The 23,544-nt window shown below is 75.0% G+C and carries 21 protein-coding genes and 2 pseudogenes; 16 read left to right on the top strand and 7 right to left on the bottom strand.

From position 1 onward, the window contains the following. Positions 1–9: 9 nt before the first annotated feature. A complete protein-coding gene (locus tag MODMU_RS22215; protein WP_014742639.1) occupies positions 10–468 on the bottom strand; it encodes a metallopeptidase family protein in 459 nt (152 codons plus the stop codon). Between the two features lie 68 nt (positions 469–536). Then, on the bottom strand, positions 537–1,289 hold the full coding sequence (dprE2, locus tag MODMU_RS22210) for a decaprenylphospho-beta-D-erythro-pentofuranosid-2-ulose 2-reductase (protein WP_014742638.1): 753 nt from the start codon (positions 1,287–1,289) through the stop codon (positions 537–539). Between the two features lie 112 nt (positions 1,290–1,401). On the opposite strand from dprE2, the gene MODMU_RS22205 reads away from it, so the two are divergent. From MODMU_RS22205 to hpf, 12 genes and pseudogenes are all read left to right on the top strand, one after another. Next, positions 1,402–1,752, top strand: a complete 351-nt coding sequence (locus MODMU_RS22205; RefSeq protein WP_026844685.1) for a DUF3499 domain-containing protein — start codon at positions 1,402–1,404, stop codon at positions 1,750–1,752. Positions 1,753–1,883: 131 nt separating this feature from the next. After that, positions 1,884–3,263, top strand: coding sequence for a phosphomannomutase/phosphoglucomutase (locus MODMU_RS22200; RefSeq protein ID WP_014742636.1), 1,380 nt, complete (start codon positions 1,884–1,886; stop codon positions 3,261–3,263). Next, positions 3,260–3,472: a Trm112 family protein gene (locus MODMU_RS22195; protein WP_014742635.1), complete on the top strand. Its 213-nt coding sequence runs from the start codon at positions 3,260–3,262 to the stop codon at positions 3,470–3,472. Before MODMU_RS22200 ends, MODMU_RS22195 begins: the two co-directional genes overlap by 4 nt. Beyond that, complete coding sequence (locus MODMU_RS22190) at positions 3,469–4,611, top strand: SIS domain-containing protein (protein WP_014742634.1); 1,143 nt, start codon at positions 3,469–3,471, stop codon at positions 4,609–4,611. Before MODMU_RS22195 ends, MODMU_RS22190 begins: the two co-directional genes overlap by 4 nt. Positions 4,612–4,621: 10 nt before the next feature. After that, positions 4,622–5,629, top strand: a pseudogene (locus MODMU_RS30220) (cation diffusion facilitator family transporter). An 82-nt stretch (positions 5,630–5,711) separates the two neighbouring features. Further along, positions 5,712–6,887, top strand: a complete 1,176-nt coding sequence (gene manA / locus MODMU_RS22180) for a mannose-6-phosphate isomerase, class I (protein WP_014742631.1) — start codon at positions 5,712–5,714, stop codon at positions 6,885–6,887. Between the two features lie 159 nt (positions 6,888–7,046). After that, entirely contained in the window at positions 7,047–8,531 is a 1,485-nt protein-coding gene (gene ahcY / locus MODMU_RS22175) for an adenosylhomocysteinase (RefSeq protein WP_014742630.1), read from the top strand. A gap of 146 nt (positions 8,532–8,677) precedes the next feature. Continuing rightward, complete coding sequence (mtrA, locus tag MODMU_RS22170; RefSeq protein WP_014742629.1) at positions 8,678–9,385, top strand: MtrAB system response regulator MtrA; 708 nt, start codon at positions 8,678–8,680, stop codon at positions 9,383–9,385. Between the two features lie 46 nt (positions 9,386–9,431). Continuing rightward, the gene (gene mtrB, locus MODMU_RS22165) at positions 9,432–11,165 is read left to right on the top strand and encodes an MtrAB system histidine kinase MtrB (RefSeq protein ID WP_014742628.1); all 1,734 of its coding nucleotides are present in this window, start codon (positions 9,432–9,434) and stop codon (positions 11,163–11,165) included. Continuing rightward, positions 11,162–12,901, top strand: coding sequence for an LpqB family beta-propeller domain-containing protein (locus MODMU_RS22160; RefSeq protein WP_014742627.1), 1,740 nt, complete (start codon positions 11,162–11,164; stop codon positions 12,899–12,901). The genes mtrB and MODMU_RS22160 overlap by 4 nt, the downstream gene beginning before the upstream one ends. Positions 12,902–12,998: 97 nt before the next feature. Next, entirely contained in the window at positions 12,999–13,769 is a 771-nt protein-coding gene (locus MODMU_RS22155) for a ComF family protein (RefSeq protein WP_231851703.1), read from the top strand. A 75-nt stretch (positions 13,770–13,844) separates the two neighbouring features. Then, the gene (hpf, locus tag MODMU_RS22150; protein ID WP_014742625.1) at positions 13,845–14,594 is read left to right on the top strand and encodes a ribosome hibernation-promoting factor, HPF/YfiA family; all 750 of its coding nucleotides are present in this window, start codon (positions 13,845–13,847) and stop codon (positions 14,592–14,594) included. Between the two features lie 146 nt (positions 14,595–14,740). Here hpf and MODMU_RS27345 read toward each other — a convergent pair. Continuing rightward, positions 14,741–15,145: pseudogene (locus MODMU_RS27345) on the bottom strand (GNAT family N-acetyltransferase); the annotation flags it as partial. 156 nt (positions 15,146–15,301) lie between these two features. Next, on the bottom strand, positions 15,302–15,736 hold the full coding sequence (locus MODMU_RS22140) for a TIGR03618 family F420-dependent PPOX class oxidoreductase (RefSeq protein WP_014742622.1): 435 nt from the start codon (positions 15,734–15,736) through the stop codon (positions 15,302–15,304). Positions 15,737–15,824: 88 nt separating this feature from the next. Here MODMU_RS22140 and secA point away from each other — a divergent pair, with 88 nt between their 5' ends. Continuing rightward, on the top strand, positions 15,825–18,890 hold the full coding sequence (gene secA, locus MODMU_RS22135; RefSeq protein WP_014742621.1) for a preprotein translocase subunit SecA: 3,066 nt from the start codon (positions 15,825–15,827) through the stop codon (positions 18,888–18,890). A 59-nt stretch (positions 18,891–18,949) separates the two neighbouring features. Here the strand turns inward: secA and MODMU_RS22130 are convergent, their stop codons facing one another. Continuing rightward, entirely contained in the window at positions 18,950–19,525 is a 576-nt protein-coding gene (locus tag MODMU_RS22130) for an Rv3235 family protein (RefSeq protein WP_014742620.1), read from the bottom strand. A gap of 51 nt (positions 19,526–19,576) precedes the next feature. After that, entirely contained in the window at positions 19,577–20,287 is a 711-nt protein-coding gene (locus MODMU_RS22125) for a LysM peptidoglycan-binding domain-containing protein (protein WP_014742619.1), read from the bottom strand. 95 nt (positions 20,288–20,382) lie between these two features. Here MODMU_RS22125 and MODMU_RS22120 point away from each other — a divergent pair, with 95 nt between their 5' ends. Beyond that, positions 20,383–20,952: a hypothetical protein gene (locus MODMU_RS22120; protein WP_014742618.1), complete on the top strand. Its 570-nt coding sequence runs from the start codon at positions 20,383–20,385 to the stop codon at positions 20,950–20,952. A 40-nt stretch (positions 20,953–20,992) separates the two neighbouring features. Here the strand turns inward: MODMU_RS22120 and MODMU_RS22115 are convergent, their stop codons facing one another. Then, positions 20,993–21,235, bottom strand: coding sequence for a helix-turn-helix domain-containing protein (locus MODMU_RS22115; RefSeq protein WP_014742617.1), 243 nt, complete (start codon positions 21,233–21,235; stop codon positions 20,993–20,995). 195 nt (positions 21,236–21,430) lie between these two features. Between MODMU_RS22115 and MODMU_RS22110 the strand changes: the two genes are divergently transcribed. Next, positions 21,431–22,198 (top strand): SAF domain-containing protein, encoded by a 768-nt coding sequence (locus MODMU_RS22110; RefSeq protein WP_014742616.1) that lies wholly within the window; start codon positions 21,431–21,433, stop codon positions 22,196–22,198. Next, positions 22,198–23,478 (top strand): CpaE/TadZ family protein, encoded by a 1,281-nt coding sequence (locus MODMU_RS22105; RefSeq protein ID WP_014742615.1) that lies wholly within the window; start codon positions 22,198–22,200, stop codon positions 23,476–23,478. The genes MODMU_RS22110 and MODMU_RS22105 overlap by 1 nt, the downstream gene beginning before the upstream one ends. The last annotated feature ends 66 nt before the right edge of the window (positions 23,479–23,544 follow it).

The following is a 23,544-nucleotide window of genomic DNA, read 5'->3' as shown; positions in this document are numbered from 1 at the left end:
GGCCCTCCGTCAGGCGGTGGGGTCGATCTCCTCGGGGTCCCGCCCCAGCAGCACCGCGACCTGGTCGACGACGACGTCGCGGACGAGGTCGGCCAGGTCGTCGCGGTCGGCCGCGCGGATCTCCAGCGGCCGGCGGTAGACGACGATCCGTGCGGGGTGCTCCTTGCCGCCCTCCCGGTGGGCGGGCAGCACCCGGGCCAGCGGCACGCTGCCGTCCTCCAGCACGTCGGCGTCCAGCACCACCTCGTCGGGGCTGGTGTGGTCGACCCACGGCACGTCCTCGACGGCGAACTCGACGCCGGCCAGCTCCCGCTCCCAGCGCCGCTCCAGGTCCTCGACGGCGTCGAGCACCAGGTCGTCGAACTGCTCGGCGCGGCTGCGGGACAGCGGCACGGTCGGCGGGACGAGGCGGCCGCGCAGGCCACGGCCGTGCCGGTCGCGCCGGGTGCGGGCAGGGAGACGGTCCATCGCGGCTGGAGCCTACGGCCTGGCCGGGCCGGCGGCGGCCCGGCCGGGGCGGCACCGGGACGGCGGCGTCACCGGGGCATCCGGCGCCACACCGCGCGGGGCAGCAGCCGCATCACCGCGAACACCGGGCGCAGCGCCCCGGGCACCCAGACGACGTCCCGGTCCCGGTCCAGCGCGTCCGCGACCGCCTCGGCGACCTGCGCCGGGGTGCTCGACAGCGGTGCCGGGGACATGCCCTCGGTCATCCGGCCGACCACGAACCCGGGCCGCACCAGCAGCAGGCGCACGCCGGAGCCGTGCAGGGCATCGGCCAGCCCGCTGGCGAAGCCGTCGAGGCCGGCCTTCGCCGAGCCGTACACGTAGTTCGCCCGGCGCACCCGGACCCCGGCGACCGAGGAGAAGACGACGAGCCGGCCGTGGCCCTGGGCGCGCATCAGCCGGGCGAGGTGGGTGAGCACCGAGACCTGGGCGAGGTAGTCGGTGGTGACCACGGCGACGGCGTGCGCGGCGTCGTCCTCCGCGCGGGCCTGGTCCCCGAGCACCCCGAAGGCGAGGACGGCGACCGACACCGGCGGCTGCGCGGCGAGCGCGTCGGTGAGCACCCGCTCGTGGGCGGCGAGGTCGTCGGCGTCGAACTCCAGCCGGGTGACGGAGGTGGCCCCGGCCGCGCGCAACCGGGCCTCCTCGGCGTCCAGCCCGGCGCTGCGCCGCGCGGCCAGGCAGACGTGCCGCGCACCGCGGCGGACCAGCCGCTCGGCCAGCTCCAGGCCGATCTCGCTGCGCCCGCCGAGCACCAGCACGGTGCCGTCGGTCGGTGCCACGGGTGCCTCCTGGGGCTCGCTGCGGAACGCGCGGGAACGCGGGCGCGTCCCGGTGCGCCTCCTCCCGGATGCGCGGGCGCGGGGTTAGTGTGCCAAGCGTGAGGAACCGGTGGTGAGGCAGTCACGTCGCTGCTCGCGCAGCGGCTGCGCGCAACCGGCAGCGGCGACCCTGACCTACGTCTACGCAGAGTCCACGGCCGTCGTCGGCCCGTTGGCGACCTACTCCGAGCCGCACAGCTACGACCTGTGCGAGTTCCACGCCGAGCGGCTGACCGTGCCGCGCGGCTGGGAGGTCGTGCGCCACGAGATCGACTCCGAGGACCTCGGCCCGACCGGCGACGACCTGCTGGCGCTGGCCGACGCGGTGCGTGAGGCGGCCCGTCCCGAGCCGATGCGCGACCCGGCGGACGACGGCAGCGGCACCCGCCGCGGGCACCTGCGGATCCTGCCCAACCTCCCCTGAGGAAGGACCCCCCTGCCCCCCGACCCTCGCTCGCTCGGGTCGGGTCCCTACAGGGGGGCCGCGCGCGCCGTTAGTGTCGTCCCGCCGCAGCCGTTCGGGCAGCGGGGACCGCGAGTGCGAGGGTGAGCTGCTTGTCCGACCTGTCGTCGATCATCAAGGCCTACGACGTCCGGGGTCTGGTCCCCGAGCAGTGGGACGAGGACGTGGCCCGCGCCATCGGGGCCGCCTTCGCCGAGTTCGTGCACGAGGAGACCGGCGCGGGCGCCGTGGTCACCGCGCACGACATGCGCGACTCGTCGGTGCCGCTGTCCCGGGCCTTCGCCGAGGGCGTGCTGTCCCGCGGCATCGATGTCGTGGAGGCCGGGCTCGGGTCCACCGACATGCTCTACTTCGCCGCCGGGTCGCTGGGCGTGCCGGGCGCGATGTTCACCGCCAGCCACAACCCGGCGCAGTACAACGGCATCAAGCTGTGCCGGGCCGGCGCCGCGCCGATCGGCCAGGACTCCGGGCTGGTGCAGATCCGCGAGTGGGCCGAGCAGCTCGTCGACGGCTCCGCCGTCTTCGGCCGGACGCCGGAGCGGCTGGGCACCGTGTCCAGCCGGGACCTCGTCGCCGAGTACGCGGCCTACCTGCGCGGCCTGGTCGACCTCTCCGGCATCCGGCCGCTCAAGGTCGTCGTCGACGCGGGCAACGGCATGGGCGGGTTCACCGTGCCGGTCGTGCTCGCCGGCCTGCCGCTGGAGGTCGTGCCGATGTACTTCGAGCTCGACGGCTCCTTCCCCAACCACGAGGCCAACCCCCTGGACCCGGCGAACCTGGTCGACCTGCAGGCAGGCGTGGTCGAGCACGGTGCCGACATCGGGCTGGCCTTCGACGGCGACGCCGACCGCTGCTTCATCATCGACGAGCGCGGCGAGCCGGTCAGCCCCTCGGCGATCACCGCCCTGGTCGCCGTCCGGGAGCTCGCCAAGGGCACCGGGACGACGATCATCCACAACCTGATCACCTCCCGGGCCGTGCCGGAGATCGTCCGCGAGAACGGCGGGGAGCCGGTGCGCACCCGGGTCGGGCACTCGTTCATCAAGGCCGAGATGGCCCGCACCGACGCCGTCTTCGGCGGCGAGCACTCCGCGCACTATTACTTCCGCGACTTCTGGCGGGCCGACACCGGGATGCTGGCCGCCATGCACGTGCTGGCCGCCCTGGGCGAGCAGCCGCGCACGCTGTCGGAGATCAGCGCCCGGTACGAGCGGTACGCCGCCTCCGGGGAGATCAACTCGACCGTCACCGACCAGGCCGGGCGGGTGGCTGCGGTCCGGGAGACCTACGGTCGTGTCGAGGGCGTCACCTTCGACGAGCTCGACGGGCTGACCGTGTCGCTGCCCGACGGCGCGTGGTTCAACCTGCGGGCGAGCAACACCGAGCCGCTGCTGCGGCTCAACGTCGAGGCGCCGGACGCGGCCCGGATGGCCGGGCTGCGCGACGAGGTGCTGGAGATGGTGCGAGCATGACCGAGGACACCCGCACGGCCGGACCGCAGACGCTGGGCATCGACCCCGCCCTGCTGGACATCCTGGCCTGCCCGGACACCCACCACACCGCGCTGACCGTCGACGTCGAGGCCAGTGAGCTGGTGTGCCCGACCTGCCGGCGGGCCTTCCCGGTCCGCGACGGCATCCCGGTGCTGCTGCTCGACGAGGCCCGGCAGCGACCGGCATGACGTCGCCGGAGCTGGCCGAGGAGGTCCTGGACGACGTCGAGCTGCTGCGCGCCCGCGACCCCCGCGGGCTGCTCCCCGCGGTCGCCGGCGCCGGTCCGCAGGTACGGGAGACCGCCCGGCTGACCGAGGAGGCCGGGCTCGCCCGGGCCACCTCCGGCGGCCGCCCGCGCGGGCTGGTCATCGTGGCCCGGCGGGAGGGCGCGGTGGCCGCCGCGGTGCTGCGCGCGCTGCTCGGGCCGGCCAGCCCGGTGACCGTGGACGTCGTCCCCGGCCCGGCGCTGCCGGTGTGGATGGGGCCCTCCGACGTCGCCGTCATCGCCACCCGCACCGGCGCCGGCCGGTACGCGGTCGCACCCGCCTACGAGGCGGCCCGCCGCGGTGTGGCGGTGGTCGGCATCGGCGCCGAGGGCGCGCCGCTGCACGCCGCGTGCGCCAGCGCCCGGGCGCCGTACGTGCCGCTGCCCCCCTCCCGGGTGCGGCACGCGACGCTGTGGTCGCTGCTCACCCCGATGCTGCTGCTGGCCACCGAGCTCGGGCTGCTGCCCGCGGACGCCGCCGACACCGAGGCGGTGGCCGCCGCGCTCGACGAGATCGCCGCCGACTGCGGACCGGCCAAGGAGTCCTTCGTCAACCCGGCGAAGACGCTGGCGCTCGAGCTGCTCGACGCGCTGCCGGTCATCGCCGCGGAGGGCCCGCTCGCCGGGGCCGCCGCCGGCCGGGTCGCCGACCAGCTGGCCACCCTCGCCGGCCTGCCCGCCAGTACCTTCCGGCTGCCCGACCAGCGGGTGGCCGCGCGCACCGTGCTGGCCGGGCCGCTCGCCCCCGAGGCCGGCCAGGACGACTTCTTCCGGGACCGGACCGACGACACCGGGCGCCGGCTGCGGCTGATCACCATCCGGGACGCCGACGCCGCCGCGCACGACGGCGGTGAGCGCGAGCCGCGGTCGGCCGGTGAGGCGATGGCCGAGCTGCTGCGGATCGCCGCCGACTCGAACGTGCCGGTCAGCGGGCTCGCCGACCACGGCGAGCCCGAGCGGTACCCGCGGCTGGCCCGGCTCGCCCGGCAGCTGGCGGTCGCCGACTTCAGCGCCGTCTACCTCGCGCTCGCGTTGGACCACGAGCGCTCCCTGCAGCCATGATGGACCGGCCATGAGCGAATCCACAGCCACCGCACAGACCAGCCCTGCCGAGCGGTCCGAGGAGTCCGGCGGCCACGGTGGCGGCACCACCGCCATCCTGGCCGCGCTCGCCGCCAACATCGGCATCGCGATCGCGAAGTTCGTCGCCTTCCTCATCACCGGCGCCTCGTCGATGCTGGCCGAGGCGATCCACTCCCTCGCCGACTCGGGCAACCAGGTGCTGCTGCTCGTCGGCGGCAAGCGCGCCAAGCGGGCGGCGACGCCGGACCATCCGTTCGGCTTCGGCCGCGACCGCTACATCTACAGCTTCATCGTGGCGATCGTGCTGTTCAGCGTCGGTGGCCTGTTCGCGGTGTACCAAGGCGTGCAGAAGCTGCAGCACCCCGAGGAGTAGGAGTCGACGATCGTCGCGATCGGCGTCCTGGTCGTCGCGATCGGCCTGGAGAGCTTCTCGCTGCGCACCGCGGTGAAGGAGACCAACGCCGTCCGCGCGCCGGGGGAGAGCTACTGGGCCTTCATCCGGCACGCCCGCGCGCCCGAACTGCCCGTCGTCCTGCTGGAGGACACCGCGGCGCTGACCGGTCTGGTGCTGGCCCTGCTCGGGGTCGGGCTGTCCTCGGTCACCGGCAACGTGGTCTTCGACGGGCTGGCCACGATCGCCATCGGGCTGCTGCTGATCGCGGTGGCCTTCGTCCTCGCCGTGGAGACGAAGAGCCTGCTGCTGGGGGAGTCGGCGACCCCCGACGCCCGGCGGCGGATCGTCGAGGCCCTCACCGCCGGCGAGGGCGTCGAGTCGGTGATCCACATGCGCACCCAGCACCTCGGGCCGGAGGAGCTGCTGGTCGCCGCCAAGATCGCCGTCCGGCACGACGACTCGGCGGCCGCGGTGGCCCGGGCCATCGACGAGGCCGAGGTGCGGGTGCGTGCGGCGGTGCCGATCGCCCGGGTCATCTACCTGGAGCCGGACATCCGGCGCAGCGGCACGTCACCCGCCGAGGCGATTGCCCCGGCCGGGTGAAAGACCTCCGGAGGGCTCCCACGACGGCCCCGAGTGCACGACCATCGGACGCGTGACCTCCACGCCGGTAGCCTCAGCTCTGATGTGGCAGCTCAAGAGCCCCGTGCGGCACTACCCCTGGGGCAGCCACACCGTCATCCCCGAGCTGCTCGGTCTCCCGTCACCGGCCGACCAGCCCTACGCCGAGCTCTGGATGGGCGCGCACCCCGACGCACCGAGCGTGCTGGCCGACGGCACCGGCCTGGACGCGGCGATCGCCGCGGACCCGGACGGGCTGCTCGGCGCGTCGGTGCACGAGCGGTTCGGCCCCCGGCTGCCGTTCCTGATGAAGGTGCTGGCCGCCGACCGGCCGCTGTCGCTGCAGGCGCACCCGACCACCGCGCAGGCCGAGGCCGGGTACGCCGCCGAGGAGGCGGCCGGGATCCCGAACATCGACCCCACCCGCACCTTCAAGGACCCGTACCACAAGCCGGAGATCCTGGTCGCGATCACCGAGGTCGAGGCGCTCTGCGGCTTCCGGCCGGTCGAGGAGTCGCTGCACTGCCTGGCCAAGCTGCAGCTGCCCGAGCTCAAGCCGACGATCGCGGCGCTGGCCCGCGGCGGGCTGCGCGCGGCCATCCCGCAGCTGCTGGCGCTGTCGGCCCGGCGGCGGCAGTCGCTGGTGCGCGGCGTCGCCGACAAGGCCGCGGCGTTCGTCGCCGCGCACGACCCGGAGTTCATCAACACCTACCGCTGGGCGGCCAGCCTGGCCGACACCTACCCCGGCGACCCCGGCGTGGTGATCTCGCTGATGTGCAACCACCTCCGGCTCGCCCCCGGTGAGGCGGTGTTCCTCCCCGCCGGCAACCTGCACGCCTACCTGTGCGGCGCCGGGGTGGAGGTCATGGCCAGCTCGGACAACGTCCTCCGCGGCGGCCTGACCAGCAAGCACGTCGACCTCGCCGCCCTCATCGAGGTGCTGGACTTCACCGACGGCAAGGTGCCCGTGCTGCACCCGGTCCTCGGCCGCGGCGGGCTGCGCTACCCGGTCCCGGTCGAGGACTTCGACCTCACCCGGGTGCAGGTCGACGTCGACCCGGGCGTGCTGACCACCAGCGGGCCGCAGGTGCTGCTCTGCGCCGAGGGCACCGCCGTGCTGACCGCCTCCGACGGCGAGATCGTGCTCGAGCGGGGCGCGTCGGCCTTCGTGCCGGCCGGGCGACCGGTGACCGCGCGGGGTCCCGCGCTGCTCTTCCGCACCACCACCGCCGTCCACTGACGGCCGCCCTCCGGGGCGGGTGGCCGTGCCAGCGGTCACCCTGGGCGCAGCGGTACCGTGGGGACGGCACGAGCCCCGCCGAAGCCTCGGCATGCTCGCTCAGATCTCAGCGACCGACAGCGCCCGCCCACCCGGGGCCGGGCCGGACACTGGAGCGACATGACCGCCAGCACTGGCACCCGCGTACTGACCGACGGCGACTTCAAGGTCGCCGACCTCTCCCTGGCCGGCTTCGGCCGCAAGGAGATCTCCCTCGCCGAGCACGAGATGCCGGGCCTGATGGCGCTGCGCGAGGAGTACGGCGACGCGCAGCCGCTCGCCGGCGCCCGCATCGCCGGCTCGCTGCACATGACGGTGCAGACCGCCGTCCTCATCGAGACGCTGACCGCGCTGGGCGCCGACGTCCGCTGGGTCAGCTGCAACATCTTCTCCACCCAGGACCACGCCGCCGCGGCGATCGTCGTCGGCGAGGGCACCGCCGAGGAGCCCACCGGCGTCCCGGTCTTCGCCTGGAAGGGCGAGACGCTGCCGGAGTACTGGTGGTGCACCCAGCGGCTGTTCGAGTTCACCGACGACGACGGCGACGTCATCGGCCCCAACATGCTGCTCGACGACGGCGGGGACGCGACCCTGCTGGTGCACCTGGGCACCCGCTTCGAGGCCGACGGCGTCGTCCCCGACACCACCGACGCCGACTCCGAGGAGTACGGCGTCATCCTCGACGTGCTGCGCAGCAGCCTGGGCGAGGACCCGCAGCGCTGGACCCGGATCGGCCAGGGCATCAAGGGCGTCACCGAGGAGACCACGACCGGCGTGCTGCGGCTCTACGAGCTCGCCCGCGACGGCCGGCTGCTGTTCCCGGCGATCAACGTCAACGACTCGGTCACCAAGAGCAAGTTCGACAACCTCTACGGCGTGCGGCACTCGCTGATCGACGGCATCAACCGCGGCACCGACGTGATGATCGGCGGCAAGGTCGCCGTCGTCTGCGGCTACGGCGACGTCGGCAAGGGCAGCGCGGACTCGCTGCGCGGCCAGGGCGCCCGGGTCATCGTCACCGAGATCGACCCGATCAACGCGCTGCAGGCGGCCATGCACGGCTACGAGGTGACCACCCTCGACGAGGTGATCGGCAAGGCCGACATCATCATCACCGCGACCGGCAACAAGGACATCATCTCCGCCGAGCAGCTGGCCTCGACCAAGCACCAGGCGATCATCGGCAACATCGGCCACTTCGACAACGAGATCGACATGGCCGGCCTGGCGCGGACCCCCGGCGTCACGAAGACGAACATCAAGCCGCAGGTCGACGAGTGGCGGTTCGCCGACGGCCACACGATCATCGTGCTCTCCGAGGGGCGGCTGCTGAACCTGGGCAACGCCACCGGGCACCCCAGCTTCGTCATGAGCGCGTCGTTCTCCAACCAGACGCTCGCCCAGATCGAGCTGTGGAACAACCGGGCCGCCTACGAGGGCCAGACCCCCGGCGTCACCGTGCTGCCGAAGAAGCTCGACGAGCACGTGGCCCGGCTCCACCTGGACGCGCTCGGGGTCAAGCTGACCGAGCTGACCAAGGTGCAGGCCGACTACCTCGGCGTCCCGGTCGAGGGCCCCTACAAGAGCGACCACTACCGCTACTAGAAGGACCTGGCCGCCCCCCACGACACGCTCCGCGCGCCGCGGGTCCCTGCGGCCAGGCCGTTCCAGCACGTCACCTCCGCCCCGCCCGAGGGATTCCCCCGGGCGGGGCGGGTCGTGATCTGGTCGTGATCGCGCACAATGGCGGCGTGCCACCTTCCGCGCCCAGTCAAGGCGCCACCCGCGGCCGCGTCCTCGTCGTCGACGACGACGCCGCCCTCGCCGAGATGTTGGGCATCGTGCTGCGCCGGGAGGGCTACGAACCGGCGTTTGTCTCCGACGGCGCCCGGGCGGTGGCGACCTTCCAGCAGCTGCGGCCCGACCTGGTGCTGCTGGACCTGATGCTGCCCGGGCGCAACGGGCTGCAGATCTGCGCCGACATCCGCACCCAGTCGACCGTGCCGATCGTGATGCTCACCGCCAAGGGCGACACCATCGACATCGTCCAGGGGCTGGAGGCCGGCGCCGACGACTACGTCACCAAGCCGTTCAAGCCGGTCGAGCTCGTCGCCCGGGTACGCGCCCAGCTGCGCCGCGGGGAGAACGGGCAGGCGGAGAGCCTGGCCATCGGTGACGTGCAGATCGACGTCCCGGCCCACCAGGTCACCCGGGACGGCGCCCCGATCGCCCTCACCCCGCTGGAGTTCGACCTGCTGGTCGCGCTCGCGCGGAAGCCGCGGCAGGTGTTCACCCGCGAGCTGCTGCTCGAGCAGGTGTGGGGCTACCGGCACGCCGCCGACACCCGGCTGGTCAACGTGCACGTGCAGCGGCTGCGGGCCAAGGTCGAGCGCGACCCGGAGAAGCCCGAGGTCGTGCTGACGGTGCGCGGCGTCGGCTACAAGGCCGGTCCCCCGTGAGCGGCACACCTCCGGTGGGTCCCGTGAGCGGGCAGCCCGTCCGGTCGTGAGCACCACGACCGGACCGCCGCCGGTCGACCAGGCCGGCGCCCCCGAGGGTCCCCGGGTCCCCCCGCCCGCCGGGAGGGCCCCGGACCGGGCCCGTCGGTCGCAGGCCCAGCTGCGGTCCGGGGTCCGCCGTCGGCTGCGCCGCACCCGCCGGCGGGTGCTCGTGGTGACCGCACGCGCCGTCCGCCGCGGGCTGCACGCCTGGCGGTCCTCGCTGCAGCTGCGCGTCGGCGCGATCACCATGCTGGTGGCCGGCGTCATGGTGGTGATCGTCAGCCTGGTGCTGTTCCGGCAGATCAGCGACCAGCTGCTCGGCGCCAAGATGCGCGCCGCCGTCGACCAGTCGCTGGCCGGCGTGCAGTACGCCCAGTCCGAGGTCAGCGGCATCGCCACCAGCGACTCGGCCAGCATCCGCTCCACGCTGTCCCGGACGGTGCAGAACCTGCAGTCCCGGGGCGGCGCGGCCGGTGACTTCGACGTCGTCATGGTCTACCTCTCCGGCGACGCGGAGCGACCGGCCGCCAGCCGGCGCGACGTCTACCCGGCGATCCCCGCCGACCTGCGCGCCGAGGTGGCCGAGGGCTCGCAGGCCTACCGGTACGCCCTGGTGCCCGACGCCACCGGGCAGCCGGTGCCGACGCTGCTGGTGGGTGCCCCGGTGCCCACCGAGGGCCAGAGCGGGGACCGGGTCGAGGTGTACTTCGCCTTCCCGCTGGAGCAGGAGCAGCAGAGCCTCGAGGGGATCCGCAGCACCGTCCTGATCACCTGCGCGGTGCTGACGCTGTTCGTCGCCGGCATCGGTGTGCTGGTGACCCGGCTGGTGGTCGACCCGGTGCGCCGGGCGGCCGGCAGCGCCCAGCGGCTGGCCGACGGGCACCTGGAGGAACGGCTGGTCGTGCGCGGGGAGGACGACCTGGCCCGGCTGGCCACCAGCTTCAACGCGATGGCCGACAGCCTGCAGAAGCAGATCACCCAGCTGGAGGAGCTCTCCCAGCTGCAGCAGCGGTTCACCTCCGACGTCTCCCACGAGCTGCGCACCCCGCTGACCACCGTGCAGATGGCCGCGGCCGTGCTGCACGAGGCGCGCGAGGAGTTCGACCCGGCGGTCGCCCGGTCCGCGGAGCTGCTGCGCGCCGAGCTCGACCGGTTCGAGGGCCTGCTGTCGGACCTGCTGGAGATCAGCCGCTACGACGCCGGCGCCGCCACCCTCGACCCCGAGCCGCAGGACCTGGTGCCCGTGGTGGAACGGGTGGTCGAGGGGATGACCGCGCTGGCCGAACGGCTCGGCTGCGCGCTGCAGGTGACCGTCCCGCCGACGTCGGTGATCGCCGAGGTCGACGGACGGCGGGTCGAGCGGGTGCTGCGCAACCTGGTCGGCAACGCCATCGAGCACGGCGCCGGCAAGCCGGTCGAGATCACCCTCGCCGCCTCGAGCAGCGCGGTGGCCATCACCGTGCGCGACCACGGCATCGGGCTGACCCCCGCCGACGCCCAGCACGTCTTCGACCGCTTCTGGCGGGCCGACCCGGCCCGGGTCCGCTCGGTCGGCGGCAGCGGGCTGGGGCTGTCGATCAGCCTGGAGGACGCCCGCCTGCACGGCGGCTGGCTGCAGGTCTGGGGGCTGCCCGGCGAGGGCGCCCAGTTCCGGCTCACCCTGCCGATGACCGCCGGCGGCGAGCTGACCAGCTCACCGCTGCCGCTGCGGCCGCCGTTCCTCGGGCCGCGGGCATGACCCGCTCCCCGCGGCGCACCCCGGCCGCGCTCCTCGCCCTGGTCCTGGCCGCGCTGCTCGCCGGCTGCAGCACCGTGCCCACCGAGTCCGCGGCCATCCGGATCACCCAGGTGGCCCAGCCCAGCGACGACGACGTCCGCCTGGAGCCGTTGGCGCCGGAGGCCGGCGCGGCCCCGGAGGAGGTCGTCCGCGGCTTCATCGACGCCAGCGCCAGCGCGGTGCGCAACCACCCGGTCGCCCGCCAGTACCTGGCCGCCGACGCCGCCACGAACTGGTCCGACAGCGACGGCGTGACCGTGATCAGCCAGGACTACGCCCCGGTGCAGTCCCAGCCGGGCACCGTGGTGGTGACCGGCACCCTGGTCGGCACCGTCGACGAGCGCGGCGTGTTCATCGTGGGCACCGGGTCGGTCTACACCCGCACCTTCACGCTCTCCGACGAGTCCGGCGAGTGGCGGATCACCGACCCGCCCGAGGGGCTGCTCCTCCTGGAGCCGGACTTCGCGCGCACGTACGAGCAGGTCGACGCCTACTTCCTCGACCCCACCGGGACCCGCGTCGTCCCCGACCCGCGCTACCTGGTCAGCGGTGAGGCGCAGCCCAACACGCTGGTCACCCGGCTGCTCGAGGGCGCCTCGCCGCTGCTCGCGGCCGGCGTGGTGAACCCGCTGTCCGGCGCCCAGCTGCGCAGCACGGTCAGCGTCACCGACACCACGGCGACGGTCGACCTGAGCTTCCCCGCCGACGTCTCCGACGCCACCCTGGCGGCGGCCTCGGCCCAGCTGACCTGGTCGCTGTCGCAGCTGGACGTCAACACCGTCCGGGTGCTGCGCGACGGGCAGGGCCTCGACCTGCCGGACGTCCCGGACGCGCAGAGCACCGCGGACTGGGTCGCGCTGGACCCCGACGTCGCCCCCATCGGCGCGGTCGGCCACTACCTCACCGGCGGTGGGCTCCGGCTGGCCAGCGACGGCGGCACCCCGCCCGGGCCGGCCGGCGCCGGGGTGTACGGCCTGGTGGCCGCCGCGGTGACCGTCGACGCCCGCACCAGCCAGCTGGGCTTCATGGCCGGGGTGTCGTCGATCGTGTCGCCCGCGGGCGACCCGGCCACCCTGCTCGCCGGCACCTACGGCGGCGACCTCACCCCGGCCCTGTCCGGGGCGAGCTTCACCGACCCGACGGTGGCGGGCACCCGCTCGGAGGTGTGGACGGTCCGCAACGGCACCGACGTGGTGCGGCTGCCCTCCGGGGGGCCCGCCCAGTCGGTCAGCGCCACCACCCTGGCCGGCCTGGGCCGGGCGACGCAGTTCCAGCTCTCCCCGGACGGCGTCCGCGCGGCCGTGGTCCTGCAGGGCGCCCAGGGCGGGCAGGTCTACGTCGGCACCGTCGTCCGGGACGACGACGCGGTGAGCGTGCGCGACCTGCGCTCGATCGCGCCCACGGTGGAGCAGGTCGTCGACGTGGCGTGGCGGAACGCGGGGCTGCTCATGCTGCTCGCCGGCGACCCGAGCACCGAGCGCACCGTGCCGTACACCGTCGGGGTCGACGGCTGGGAGCTGTCCACCAACACCACCTCGGGCCTGCCCGGGCAGCCGACCGCCGTGGCCGCGGCACCGGGCCGGCAGCCGCTGGTGAGCGCCAACGGCACGATGTGGACCCTCGCCGGCGGCAACTGGGTGACGCTGGTGCGCGGCCAGGAGCCCCTCCCCGGGACGGCCCCCTTCTACCCGATGTGACCGGCGGGCCGCCGGCCGTCGTCCCCAGCCGGGGCACCCGTCCCCGGGTGGGCCCGGACCGGTGGCCGGGCCCGCCGGGACGGGCAGCGTGGACGGCGTGCGGCAGCAGCCCCCGGCGGTCCTGCGGGCCGGTGGGCGGGCGCTGGCCGACCTGGTGCTGCCGCGCACCTGCGCCGGCTGCGCCCTGCCGGGCGCCGTGCTGTGCCGCCGTTGCCGCACGCTGCTGACCCGGCCCCGGCTGGCCCAGCCGCGGCGCCACCCGCCGGGCTTCCCGCCGACCGTGGCGGCCGGCGCCTACGCCGGTCCGGTGCAGCCGGCGGTGATCGCGTTCAAGGAGCACGGGCGGGCCGAGCTGGCCGGTCCGCTGGGGACGGCGCTCGGCCTGGCGGTCGCCGCCGTGCTGCTCGGGGTCCCGGACGGCGGAGGCGGGCCGGTGCTGCTCGTGCCGGTGCCGAGCGCGGCGGCGGCGGTGCGCCGCCGCGGCCGGGACCACGTGCGGGAGCTCGCCGACGTCGCCGCGGCCGAGCTGCGGGCCGCCGGGGTGCCGGCCCACCCGGCGCCGCTGGTGAGCCGGGCCGGGAGCCGCCGGGTGCGCGACTCGGCCGGGCTGGACGCCGTCCAGCGCCGGGCGAACCTGGCCGGGCGGTACCGCGCGCGTCCCGCACCGGGCGCCCGGGTGGTGCTGGTGGACGACGTCGTGACCAGCGGGGCGACGCTGACCGAGGCCGCCCGGGCGCTGCGCGCGGCCGGGCACCAAAGGGTGCTGGCCGCGGTCGTCGCGGCCACCCCGCGGCAGCCGCGCCGCAGCGCGCCGGGTGCGCTGCGCGGCGGGTTCACCGTCCGTGAACAGGAGGTGGACCTGCGATGACGCGCTCCCACTGTCGGGACTCCACCAACGCGTCTAGCGTCGGCTGGATCACAGCCCGCTCAACCGGGAGGTCTGATGGAGATCGTCGTCCGAGGTCGGAACGTCGAGGTGCCCGAGCACTTCCGCACCCATGTGGAGGACAAGGTCGGCCAGCTCGAACGCTTCGACAGCAAGGTCATCCGCATAGACGTCGAGCTGCTGCACGAGAAGAACCCGCGGCAGGCGGCCAACTGCCAGCGCGTGGAGATCACCCTCCGCGGCAAGGGGCCGGTGGCCCGTGCGGAGGCCTCTGCCCCGGACTTCTACGCCGCCCTGGAACTGGCGGCGGGGAAGCTGGAGAGCCGGATGCGGCGGGCGAACGACCGCCGCCGCGTCCACCACGGTCGGCACACCCCGCCGAGCGTGCGGATCGACGCCGCCCCCGTCCCCGAGCCCACCCCACCGGTGGTGCCCGCCGACGACCTGACCGCCGGGGTGAGCAGCGCCCCGGAACCCGCGCTGGCCGGGGACCCCGGCTCCGCCGACAGCCCGTTGGTCACCGACCTGGACGAGCACCTGCCCGGGCGGATCGTCCGGGAGAAGGTCCACCCGGCCACCCCGATGCACATCGACCAGGCCCTCTACGAGATGGAGCTGGTGGGCCACGACTTCTTCATGTTCCTCTGCGCCGACACCGGCCAGCCGTCGGTGGTCTACCGACGGCACGCCTTCGACTACGGCCTGATCCGCCTCGGTCCCCCGGTCGATCCCGGGAACGGGGCCGCCCCGGCCGCCGCGACGGCGATGGCCGGCGCGGCCGGGGAGCGGCAGCCCGCCGCCGTCTGACCCGACGCGCGCGGCAGCACACCGGCGAGCCGTCCTCCGCACCGCGGAGGGCGGCTCGCCGCACGTCAGTCGCCAGTGTCCTCGCGTCGCCTTCCGCGACCGGTCCGCTCCTCCCTCGCAGGCCTCGGTCGATGCTCCCGCTCGCGTCAGTCGCCGGGCAGCCGGGAGAACAGCGCGGCGTCAGCGAGGCCGCCGTCCCGGTAGTGGAGGTAGGAGCGCAGCACGCCCTCCTGGTGGAACCCGGCCCTCCGGGCGACGTGCTGGGACCCGGTGTTCGCCACGTCCGCGACCAGGTACACCCGCGGCGCGCCCAGTCCGATCGCCCACTCGGCCATCGCGTGCGCCGCCTCGGCCGCATAGCCGTGCCCCCGCCCCTGCGGGGCGATCCAGTAGCCGACCTCCGGGCCGAGCGGGTGTTGCCCGATCCGGTGCACGCCCGTCGAACCGACGAGGCGGCCGTCGGCCTCGATCGCCACCGTCAGCCCGGTCCCGGCCGCGCGCTCGCCCGGGGCCTCGCGGGTGACCCAGGAGACGGCGTCCTCGCGGCTGTAGGAGGTCCCGACCGCCGGGGATCCACCGGCCGATGTCCGGGTCCTGGCAGGCGGTGAACACCGCGTCCACGTCGTCCGGGCGGAACGGGCGCAGCACCAGCCGCTCGGTGCGCACCACCTCGGTGGTCAGGTCGATGTCGCTGAGGTCCATGCCGCTCACGCCGGGCCCTCCTCCTGCTCGGGGGCCCGCCAGCGTTCCGCGTTGCCGAGCACCCGGTCCACCGAGATCTCCAGGACCACCCGCGCCGGGTTCACCCGCGGGCGCTGGTAGCGGCGGGCGTAGCGGTCCTCGGCGTCGGCCACCGCGGCGGCGTCGTCCCGGACCACCGCCGTCCCCTCCAACGTGGCCCAGCACCGCCCGTCGACCTGGCAGACCGCCACCCGCGCCTGCCCGGCCCGCACGTGCCGCACCTTCGCCGACGTGCCGGAGGTGATCACCCGCGCGGTGCCGGTGACGGGGTCGAAGGTGACCCCGACCGGGACGACGTGCGGGGTCCCGTCGGCGCGCAGCGTGGTCAGGGTGGCCAGGTGCCGCTCGGTGAAGAAGGCCGTCAGGCCGGGGCCGTACGTGGGGCTGGTGGGGGAGGACACGCTCGCGGAGGCTACGGAGCCGCCGATCCCGGCAGGAGCACCGGCCGCGCCGGGACCGCTCGCCAGCCGGGCCGCCTACGCTGGGGTCGTGGTGTTCCAGAAGATCCTGCGTGCCGGTGAGGGCAAGATCGTCCGTCGGTTGTCGAAGATCGCCGACGCGGTCGAGGCCCTCGAGGTCGACGTCACCGACCTGACCGATGCCGAGCTGCGCGCCAAGACCGACGAGTTCAAGCAGCGCTACGGCGACGGGGAGACCCTCGACCAGCTGCTCCCCGAGGCCTTCGCCGTCGTCCGGGAGGCCTCGACCCGCACGCTGGGCCAGCGGCACTACCGGGTGCAGCTCATGGGCGGTGCCGCGCTCCACCTGGGGAACATCGCCGAGATGAAGACCGGTGAGGGCAAGACCCTGACCGGTGTGCTGCCGGCCTACCTCAACGCGCTGAGCGGCGACGGCGTGCACGTCGTCACCACCAACGACTACCTGGCCCAGCGCGACGCCGAGTGGATGGGCCGGGTGCAGCGCTTCCTCGGGCTGTCGATCGGCACGATCGTCTCCGGCCAGCGGCCCGACCAGCGCCGCGAGCAGTACCTGGCCGACATCACGCACGGGACGAACAACGAGTTCGGCTTCGACTACCTGCGCGACAACATGGCCTGGAGCAAGGCCGACCTGGTGCAGCGCGGCCACCCGTTCGCCATCGTCGACGAGGTCGACTCGATCCTCATCGACGAGGCGCGCACCCCGCTGATCATCAGCGGCCCGGCCGAGTCCAGCGCCCGCTGGTACGGCGAGTTCGCCCGCATCGCCCCGCTGATGAAGCGCGACCGGCACTACGAGGTCGAGGAGGCCAAGCGGACGGTCGCCATCACCGAGGAGGGCGTCGAGTTCGTCGAGGACCAGCTCGGCATCGAGAACCTCTACGAGGCCGCCAACACCCCGCTGATCAGCTACCTGAACAACGCCCTGAAGGCCAAGGAGCTGTTCAAGAAGGACCAGCAGTACATCGTCACCAACGGTGAGGTGCTCATCGTCGACGAGTTCACCGGTCGCGTGCTGGCCGGTCGCCGCTACAACGAGGGCATGCACCAGGCCATCGAGGCCAAGGAGAAGGTGGAGATCAAGGACGAGAACCAGACCCTCGCCACGATCACGCTGCAGAACTACTTCCGGCTCTACGAGAAGCTGTCGGGGATGACCGGCACGGCCCAGACCGAGGCCGCCGAGCTCTCCCAGACCTACAAGCTGGGCGTCGTCCCGATCCCGACCAACCGGCCGATGGTCCGCGAGGACCGCGCCGACGTGATCTACAAGACGGAGAAGGCCAAGTTCGACGCCGTCGTCGACGACATCGCCGAGCGGCACGAGGCCGGCCAGCCGGTGCTGGTGGGCACCGCGAGCGTCGAGAAGTCCGAGGTGCTGGCGAAGTACCTGCTCAAGCGGGGCATCCCGCACGAGGTGCTGAACGCGAAGAACCACGCGCGGGAGGCGTCGATCATCGCGATGGCCGGCCGGCTGGGCGGGGTCACGGTGGCCACCAACATGGCCGGCCGCGGCACCGACATCCAGCTCGGCGGCAACGCCGAGTTCATCGCCGACGAGACGCTGCGCGCCCAGGGGCTGTCGCCGGCGGAGACGCCGGAGGAGTACGAGGCGGCCTGGGACGACGCGCTCGCGACCGCCAAGGCGCAGGTCAAGGCCGAGCACGACCAGGTCACCGAGGCCGGTGGCCTCTACGTGCTGGGCACCGAGCGCCACGAGAGCCGGCGGATCGACAACCAGCTGCGCGGCCGGTCGGGCCGGCAGGGCGACCCGGGTGAGTCCCGCTTCTACCTGTCGCTGGGCGACGACCTGATGCGGCGCTTCAACGGCCCGATGCTCGAGTCGATGATGACCACGCTGCGGGTGCCCGACGACCAGCCGATCGAGTCCAAGATGGTCAGCCGGGCGATCCGATCCGCGCAGACCCAGGTGGAGCAGCAGAACTTCGAGGTCCGCAAGGACGTCCTGAAGTACGACGAGGTGCTCAACCGGCAGCGCACGGTCATCTACGACGAGCGCCGCAAGGTGCTCGACGGCGAGGACCTGCACGTGCAGGTCCGGGCGATGGTCGACGACGTCGTCGCGGCCTACGTCAACGGCGCGACCGAGACCGGCTACGCCGAGGACTGGGACCTCGAGCTGCTGTGGACCGGGCTCAAGGCGCTGTACCCGGTGGGCCTGGACCAGCAGGAGATGCTCGACCGGGTGGCCGACGGCGACCAGTCGGCGCTCACCGCCGACGTGCTGAAGGACGAGCTGCTCGCCGACGTGCACGCCGCCTACGACACCCGCGAGGAGACGCTGGGCGCGGAGGTCATGCGCGAGCTGGAGCGGCGGGTGCTGCTCAGCGTGCTGGACCGCAAGTGGCGCGAGCACCTGTACGAGATGGACTACCTGCGGGCCGGCATCCACCTGCGCGCGATGGCCAACCGCGACCCGGTCGTGGAGTACCAGCGCGAGGGCTACGACATGTTCAACGCGATGCTCGACGGCATCAAGGAGGAGTCCGTCGGCTTCCTGTTCAACCTCGAGGTGAAGACCAAGGAGCAGCAGGAGGCCGAGGCTGCCGAGAAGCAGGCCAAGGCCGAGGCCGAGGCGCTGGTCCGGGCGCAGGCCGGCACCCAGGCGGTGCTGGCCCGCCAGGCCGCGGCGCGGGCGGCGGCGGCCCAGGCCGCGGCTGCTCCGACCGAGGCGGCTGCTCCGACCGAGGCGGCCGCTCCCGCGGCTGCCGCGCCGTCCGCCGGCAACGGGGCCGCGCCGGCTGCCGCTCCGGCGATCGTCCCGTCGCCGAACGGCAGCGGGACGACGACGAGCTCGGCCCGGCGCACCGGCAGGCCGGCTCCCGCGACGGCCACGGCGGCACCCGAGGTGGCCGCCGAGCCCACCGGCAGCGGCACCGGCCCGGAGCTGGCGGTGAAGGGCCTGGACGCGCCCAAGCAGACGCAGCTCAGCTACAGCGCGCCCAGCCTGGACGCCTCCGCCAAGGACAGCGGCCGGGCGAAGGCCGCCAAGTCCGCGACGGTCACCGGCACCAAGGAGACCCCGCGCAACGCCCCGTGCCCGTGCGGCAGCGGCAAGAAGTTCAAGCAGTGCCACGGCGCCGCCGGCCACTGACGTCCTGACAGCTGACGCCCCGTCGACCACCCGGTCGGCGGGGCGTCCTGCTGCCCGGCTCAGCCGATCTGCAGGGCCGTGCACCGCCAGCGGCCGTCGATGCCCTCCAGCCGGGCGGCCACGGCGTGCGCGCGACCGCCGCGGCGGACGACGGCGCTCACCTCCGCGACGCCGTCCACCGGCTCGCACACCCGCACGGCACCGACCAGCAGCGGCGCGGTCCCCTCACTGCACCAGCGCGGCCGGCGCCGCTCGCTGAGCGCGGTGAACAGACCGGGGCTGACCAGCGGCTTCAGCTGCGCGACGGGGCGGCGACCCGCGAAGGCCTCGAGGGTCAGGGTGACCAGCCGCCGGCCCACCGCCTGCGGGTCGGGCAGCTCGCTGCGGCGCGACCAGGTCGGGCCGAAGTCCGGGGTCTCGGTGGCGGGCGGCTGGTCGAGCCGGGGTCGCGGCCCGGGTGGCGGCGGGAGGCGGCGGGGGCGACGACCGGGCACCAGGAGGTGGACCGGCGCCCGCTCGTCGAGCAGGGCCGGCCCGGGTGTCGGGACGACGACCAGGCGCAGCCGGGGGCGTGGCGCGGGCGCGGTCGGGGGAGGGTCCTGCGGGGTGCCGGCGGGCTGCGCGGGAACGGTCATGCGGGCTCTCCTGGCGGTGCGGTGCGGATGGTCGGACGGGAGGGGTCGGCCTCAGCCGGGTGGCCGGAGGACCTGCCCGGGCAGCAGGAGGTCGGGATCGGCGCCGATGACGGCGGCGTTGGCCCGCCACCAGGCCTGCGTGGCCTCCCGGACAGCGGTGTCGGTCACCTCGACACCCGGCTGCCGGCGCTCCAGCCAGCCGGCCGCGATGTCCCACAGGCAGTCCCCGCGCAGCACGACGTGCTCCTCCGGGCCGACCCCGGGCCAGTCGGGGACGGCGGGCGGTGCCCCCGGCCAGTCGGGGACCGGCGCCGTCCCCGCCGGCCGATCGACGACGACCGCGTCGGGGTCGGCGCCGAGGTGCTCGGACGCCGCGGCGCTGGCGGTCACCGCCGGGAGCGCCACGGGCGCGAGCAGGACGGGAGCGGCGGTGCTCAGCCCGACCCCGAGGGCGACCGCGGCGACCGGGCGGGCGCCGGCCGGCAGCACGCCGGTCAGCAGCACACCGGCGAGCCGGCCGGCCCAGCCCGGCACCGTCGCCGCCGCGGTCAGCAGGAGCCCCAGAGCACCCCACGCCCAGCACAGCCAGGCCAGGAGCGGAACGCACACCAGGACGAGGGCGTCGGGACCGGACCGGTCGACGAGCCCCTGCGGGTCGGTGAGGGCGTCGCGCACCTCGAGCAGGCCGGGCCCGACGAGCCACAGCGCCCACGCGGCACCGCCCATCAGGGCCGTCGTCGCTGCCCACCGCCGGAACGTCATGGGTCCTCCTCCTCAGTCGGAGCACGACCAAACACCATCAACGCAAGCAAACGCAACCAAATGCACGGATCTGTGGACGAGCTAGCCTGTCCGGCATGCGCTGGGAGCAGCTGTTCGCCGACCTGGAGGCGCAGGCCGCGGCGGAGGAGGCGGCCGCCGACCTCGCCGAGGCGTCGTCCCGCGCCCGGGCCGAGCACGGCAGCGTGCTGCTCGCCGACCGGCTCCGGGGCTCCCTCGGCCAGGAGCTGTCGCTGCGCTGCCGGGGCGCGGGCGAGCTCGACGGACGGCTGGTCGACGTGGGCGTGGACTGGCTGCTGCTCGTCGACGGCCAGGGGCGGGAGCTGCTCGTCGCCGCCGGCGCGGTGAGCGCCGTCGGGGGCCTGGCGACGGTGACCGCGGCCGCGGTCCCGGTCGGCGAGGTGGCCCGGCGGCTGGACCTGCGCCGTGCGCTGCGGGGGCTGGCCCGGGACCGGGCGGCGGTCAGCTGCCTGCTCGACGACGGCGGGGTGCTCGCCGGGACCGTCGACCGGGTGGGCGCGGACTTCCTGGAGCTCGCCGAGCACCCGCTCGACGCACCGCGCCGCCGGGGCGCGGTGAGGTCGGTGCGGGCGGTGCCGGTGCGGGCGGTGGTGGCCGTGCGGACGTCGCTGCCCGCCGTGGCCTGACGACGGGCTGGGTCAGCAGCGCCGGGTCAGCCGTGCCTCGTCAGTGCGGCGAGTCGACCTCGGCGTCGTCCGGGGCGGGCTCGATCACGGTGCCGGCGCGCGCCTCGGCGTACTTCTGCTGGATGAAGCGCTCCAGCTCGTCCTTCTCCACCCGCCACTGGCCGCGGCCGCCGATCTGGATGGCGATCAGCTCCTTGCGGCGGACCAGCGCGTAGGCCTGCGACCACGAGACGTTGAGGATCTCCGCGACGTCGTCGAGGGTCAGGAAGCGCTGGGTGGCCATGGATCGGTGCTCTCCCGTCGAAGGTGCCCGCCAGTGTGGCAGCCGGGTGACTCCGACCGTGCGGTCCACCCGAAGGTGTGGACAACGGCTGCGCAGCGGCCGCCCGCTCGGTCATGATCTCCCTCCGCGCCCGGCCCGGGCGAGGCCGGCGGTGCCCGCACCCCGGTGGAGGACAGATCGAGCGAGGTGCGACCGATGAGTGCGACCACCGCGGCACCGCCCGCCGGCCGCACCGATGCCACCCCGAGCCCGGTGCCGCGGCGGGTGCGCCCGCCCCGCTGGCTGGACCTGCGGCTGGTCCTGGGCGTGCTCCTCGTCCTGGGGTCGGTGCTGCTGGGCGCCCGGGTGGTCACCGGAGCCGACGCCACGGTCCCCGTCTGGTCGGCCGGCGGCGACCTGGCGGCCGGCACCGTGCTCGGCGCCGACGACCTCGTGGCGGTCTCGGTCCGGCTGGACGACGTCGCCGGGCAGTACCTGGCGACCAGCACGCGCCCCGAGGGCCGGGTCCTCGGCCGGGCGGTGCGCGCCGGTGAGCTGCTGCCGCGCTCGGCGCTGGAGGAGGCGACCGGGCTGGTGCAGCTGGCCCTCCCGGTGCAGGCGGGCTACGTCCCGCCCGGCCTGACCCGCGGGCAGGTCGTGGACGTGTACGCCGTGGCCGACCCCGCCGTCGGCGCCACCGGGCAGACCGGTGGCGACGTCGACCTGGTGGTCTCCGCCGCCCCCGTGCAGGCGGTGACCGGTCGTGGCGACGGCGTCCTCTCCACGGCCACCACGACCGTCCAGGTGGTCGTGGCGGTGGCCGGCCAGGACGCTCCCGACGTGCTCGGGGCCATCGGCGGGCGTGGGCTCGTGGTGGTCGTCCGGGAGTCCGTGGACGCCGGGGCCGGAGGCGGCTCGGCCCCGACGGCAGGCGGTCCGACCGGGTCCCCGACGGGCAGCAGCCCGGCCGGACCGACCGGCTGATGGCGCTGCAGGTCTTCACCGCGGTCACCGGCGCGGCGTGGGAGTCCGAGCTGGTCGGTGCCCTCGACCGCGAGGACCACGGCGTCACCGTCGTCCGGCGGTGCGTCGACGTGGCCGAGCTGCTGGCCGCCGCGACCACGGGCACCGGGCAGGCGGCCCTGCTGTCGGCGGAGCTGCGCCGGCTCGACGGCTCCGCGGTGGCCCGGCTGCACGCGGCGGGCGTGGCCGTGGTGGGTCTGGTGGAACCCGGGGACACCCGGGCGGCCGACCGGCTGCGCCAGCTCGGCGTGGTCCGCGTGCTGCCGGCCGACGCCGAGCCGGAGGCGATCGCCCGGGCGCTGCGCGAGGCGGTGACCGGCGTCCCCGTGGCCGGGCACGACGTCGCCGACCCGCGCGCCGCGCTGCCCGCGCTCGGTCTCCCGCCCGAGGCCGGGGCCGGACCGGCCGGGGGAGGACGGGTGGTGGCCGTCTGGGGCCCGACCGGCGCACCCGGACGCACGACCGTCGCCGTCGGACTCGCCGACGAGGCGGCCCGCCTGGACGTGCCGACCCTGCTGGTGGACGCCGACGTCTACGGCGGGGTCGTCGCCCAGGTGCTGGGGCTGCTCGACGAGTCGCCCGGGGTGGCGGCCGCGGCCCGGCAGGCCGCGGCGGGCACGCTCGACCGGGCGGCGCTGGCCCGGTTGGCCTGGTCGGTGAGCCCGCAGCTGCGGGTCCTGACCGGGCTGGCCCGCGCCGACCGGTGGCCGGAGCTGCGGCCGCGCGCCGTCGGCGTGGTCCTCGAGGAGGCCCGCCGGCTGGCCGCGCTGACCGTCGTGGACTGCGCCTTCTCCCTCGAGGAGGACGAGGAGCTCTCCTTCGACACCGCGGCACCGCGCCGCAACGGGGCGACGCTGACGGTGCTGGAGTCCGCCGACGAGGTGCTCTGCGTCAGCGGCGCCGACCCGGTGGCGCTGCAGCGCACGGTCCGGGCGCTGGCCGAGCTGCGCGACGCGCTGCCCGAGGTGGAGCCGATCGTGGTGGTCAACCAGGTCCGCCGTGGACCGGTCCCCGGCGACGCCCGGCAGGAGATCGCCACGGCGCTCGGCCGGTTCACCGGGCGGGAGGTCCGGGCGTTCCTGCCGGCCGACCGCAAGGCGACCGACGCCGCGCTCGCCACGGGGCGCACGCTCGCCGAGGTCGCTCCGCACTCGGCACTGCGGACCGGGCTGCGGGCGCTCGCCGCCGAGCTGGGCGGCGTGCCGGCGCCGGCGGGCAGACGGGCCCGCCGGGGCCGCTGACCCGGCAGGGTGGGGGGCGGGGGTGGGCAGCCCCGGGGGCTCGACGTAGCGTGGGACGACGCTCAG

Origin of the sequence: Modestobacter italicus (assembly GCF_000306785.1) — a bacterium.
Lineage (GTDB): Bacteria > Actinomycetota > Actinomycetes > Mycobacteriales > Geodermatophilaceae > Modestobacter > Modestobacter italicus.
Note: the sequence above shows the minus strand (reverse complement) of the source record. Positions and strands in the feature narration are given on the sequence as shown.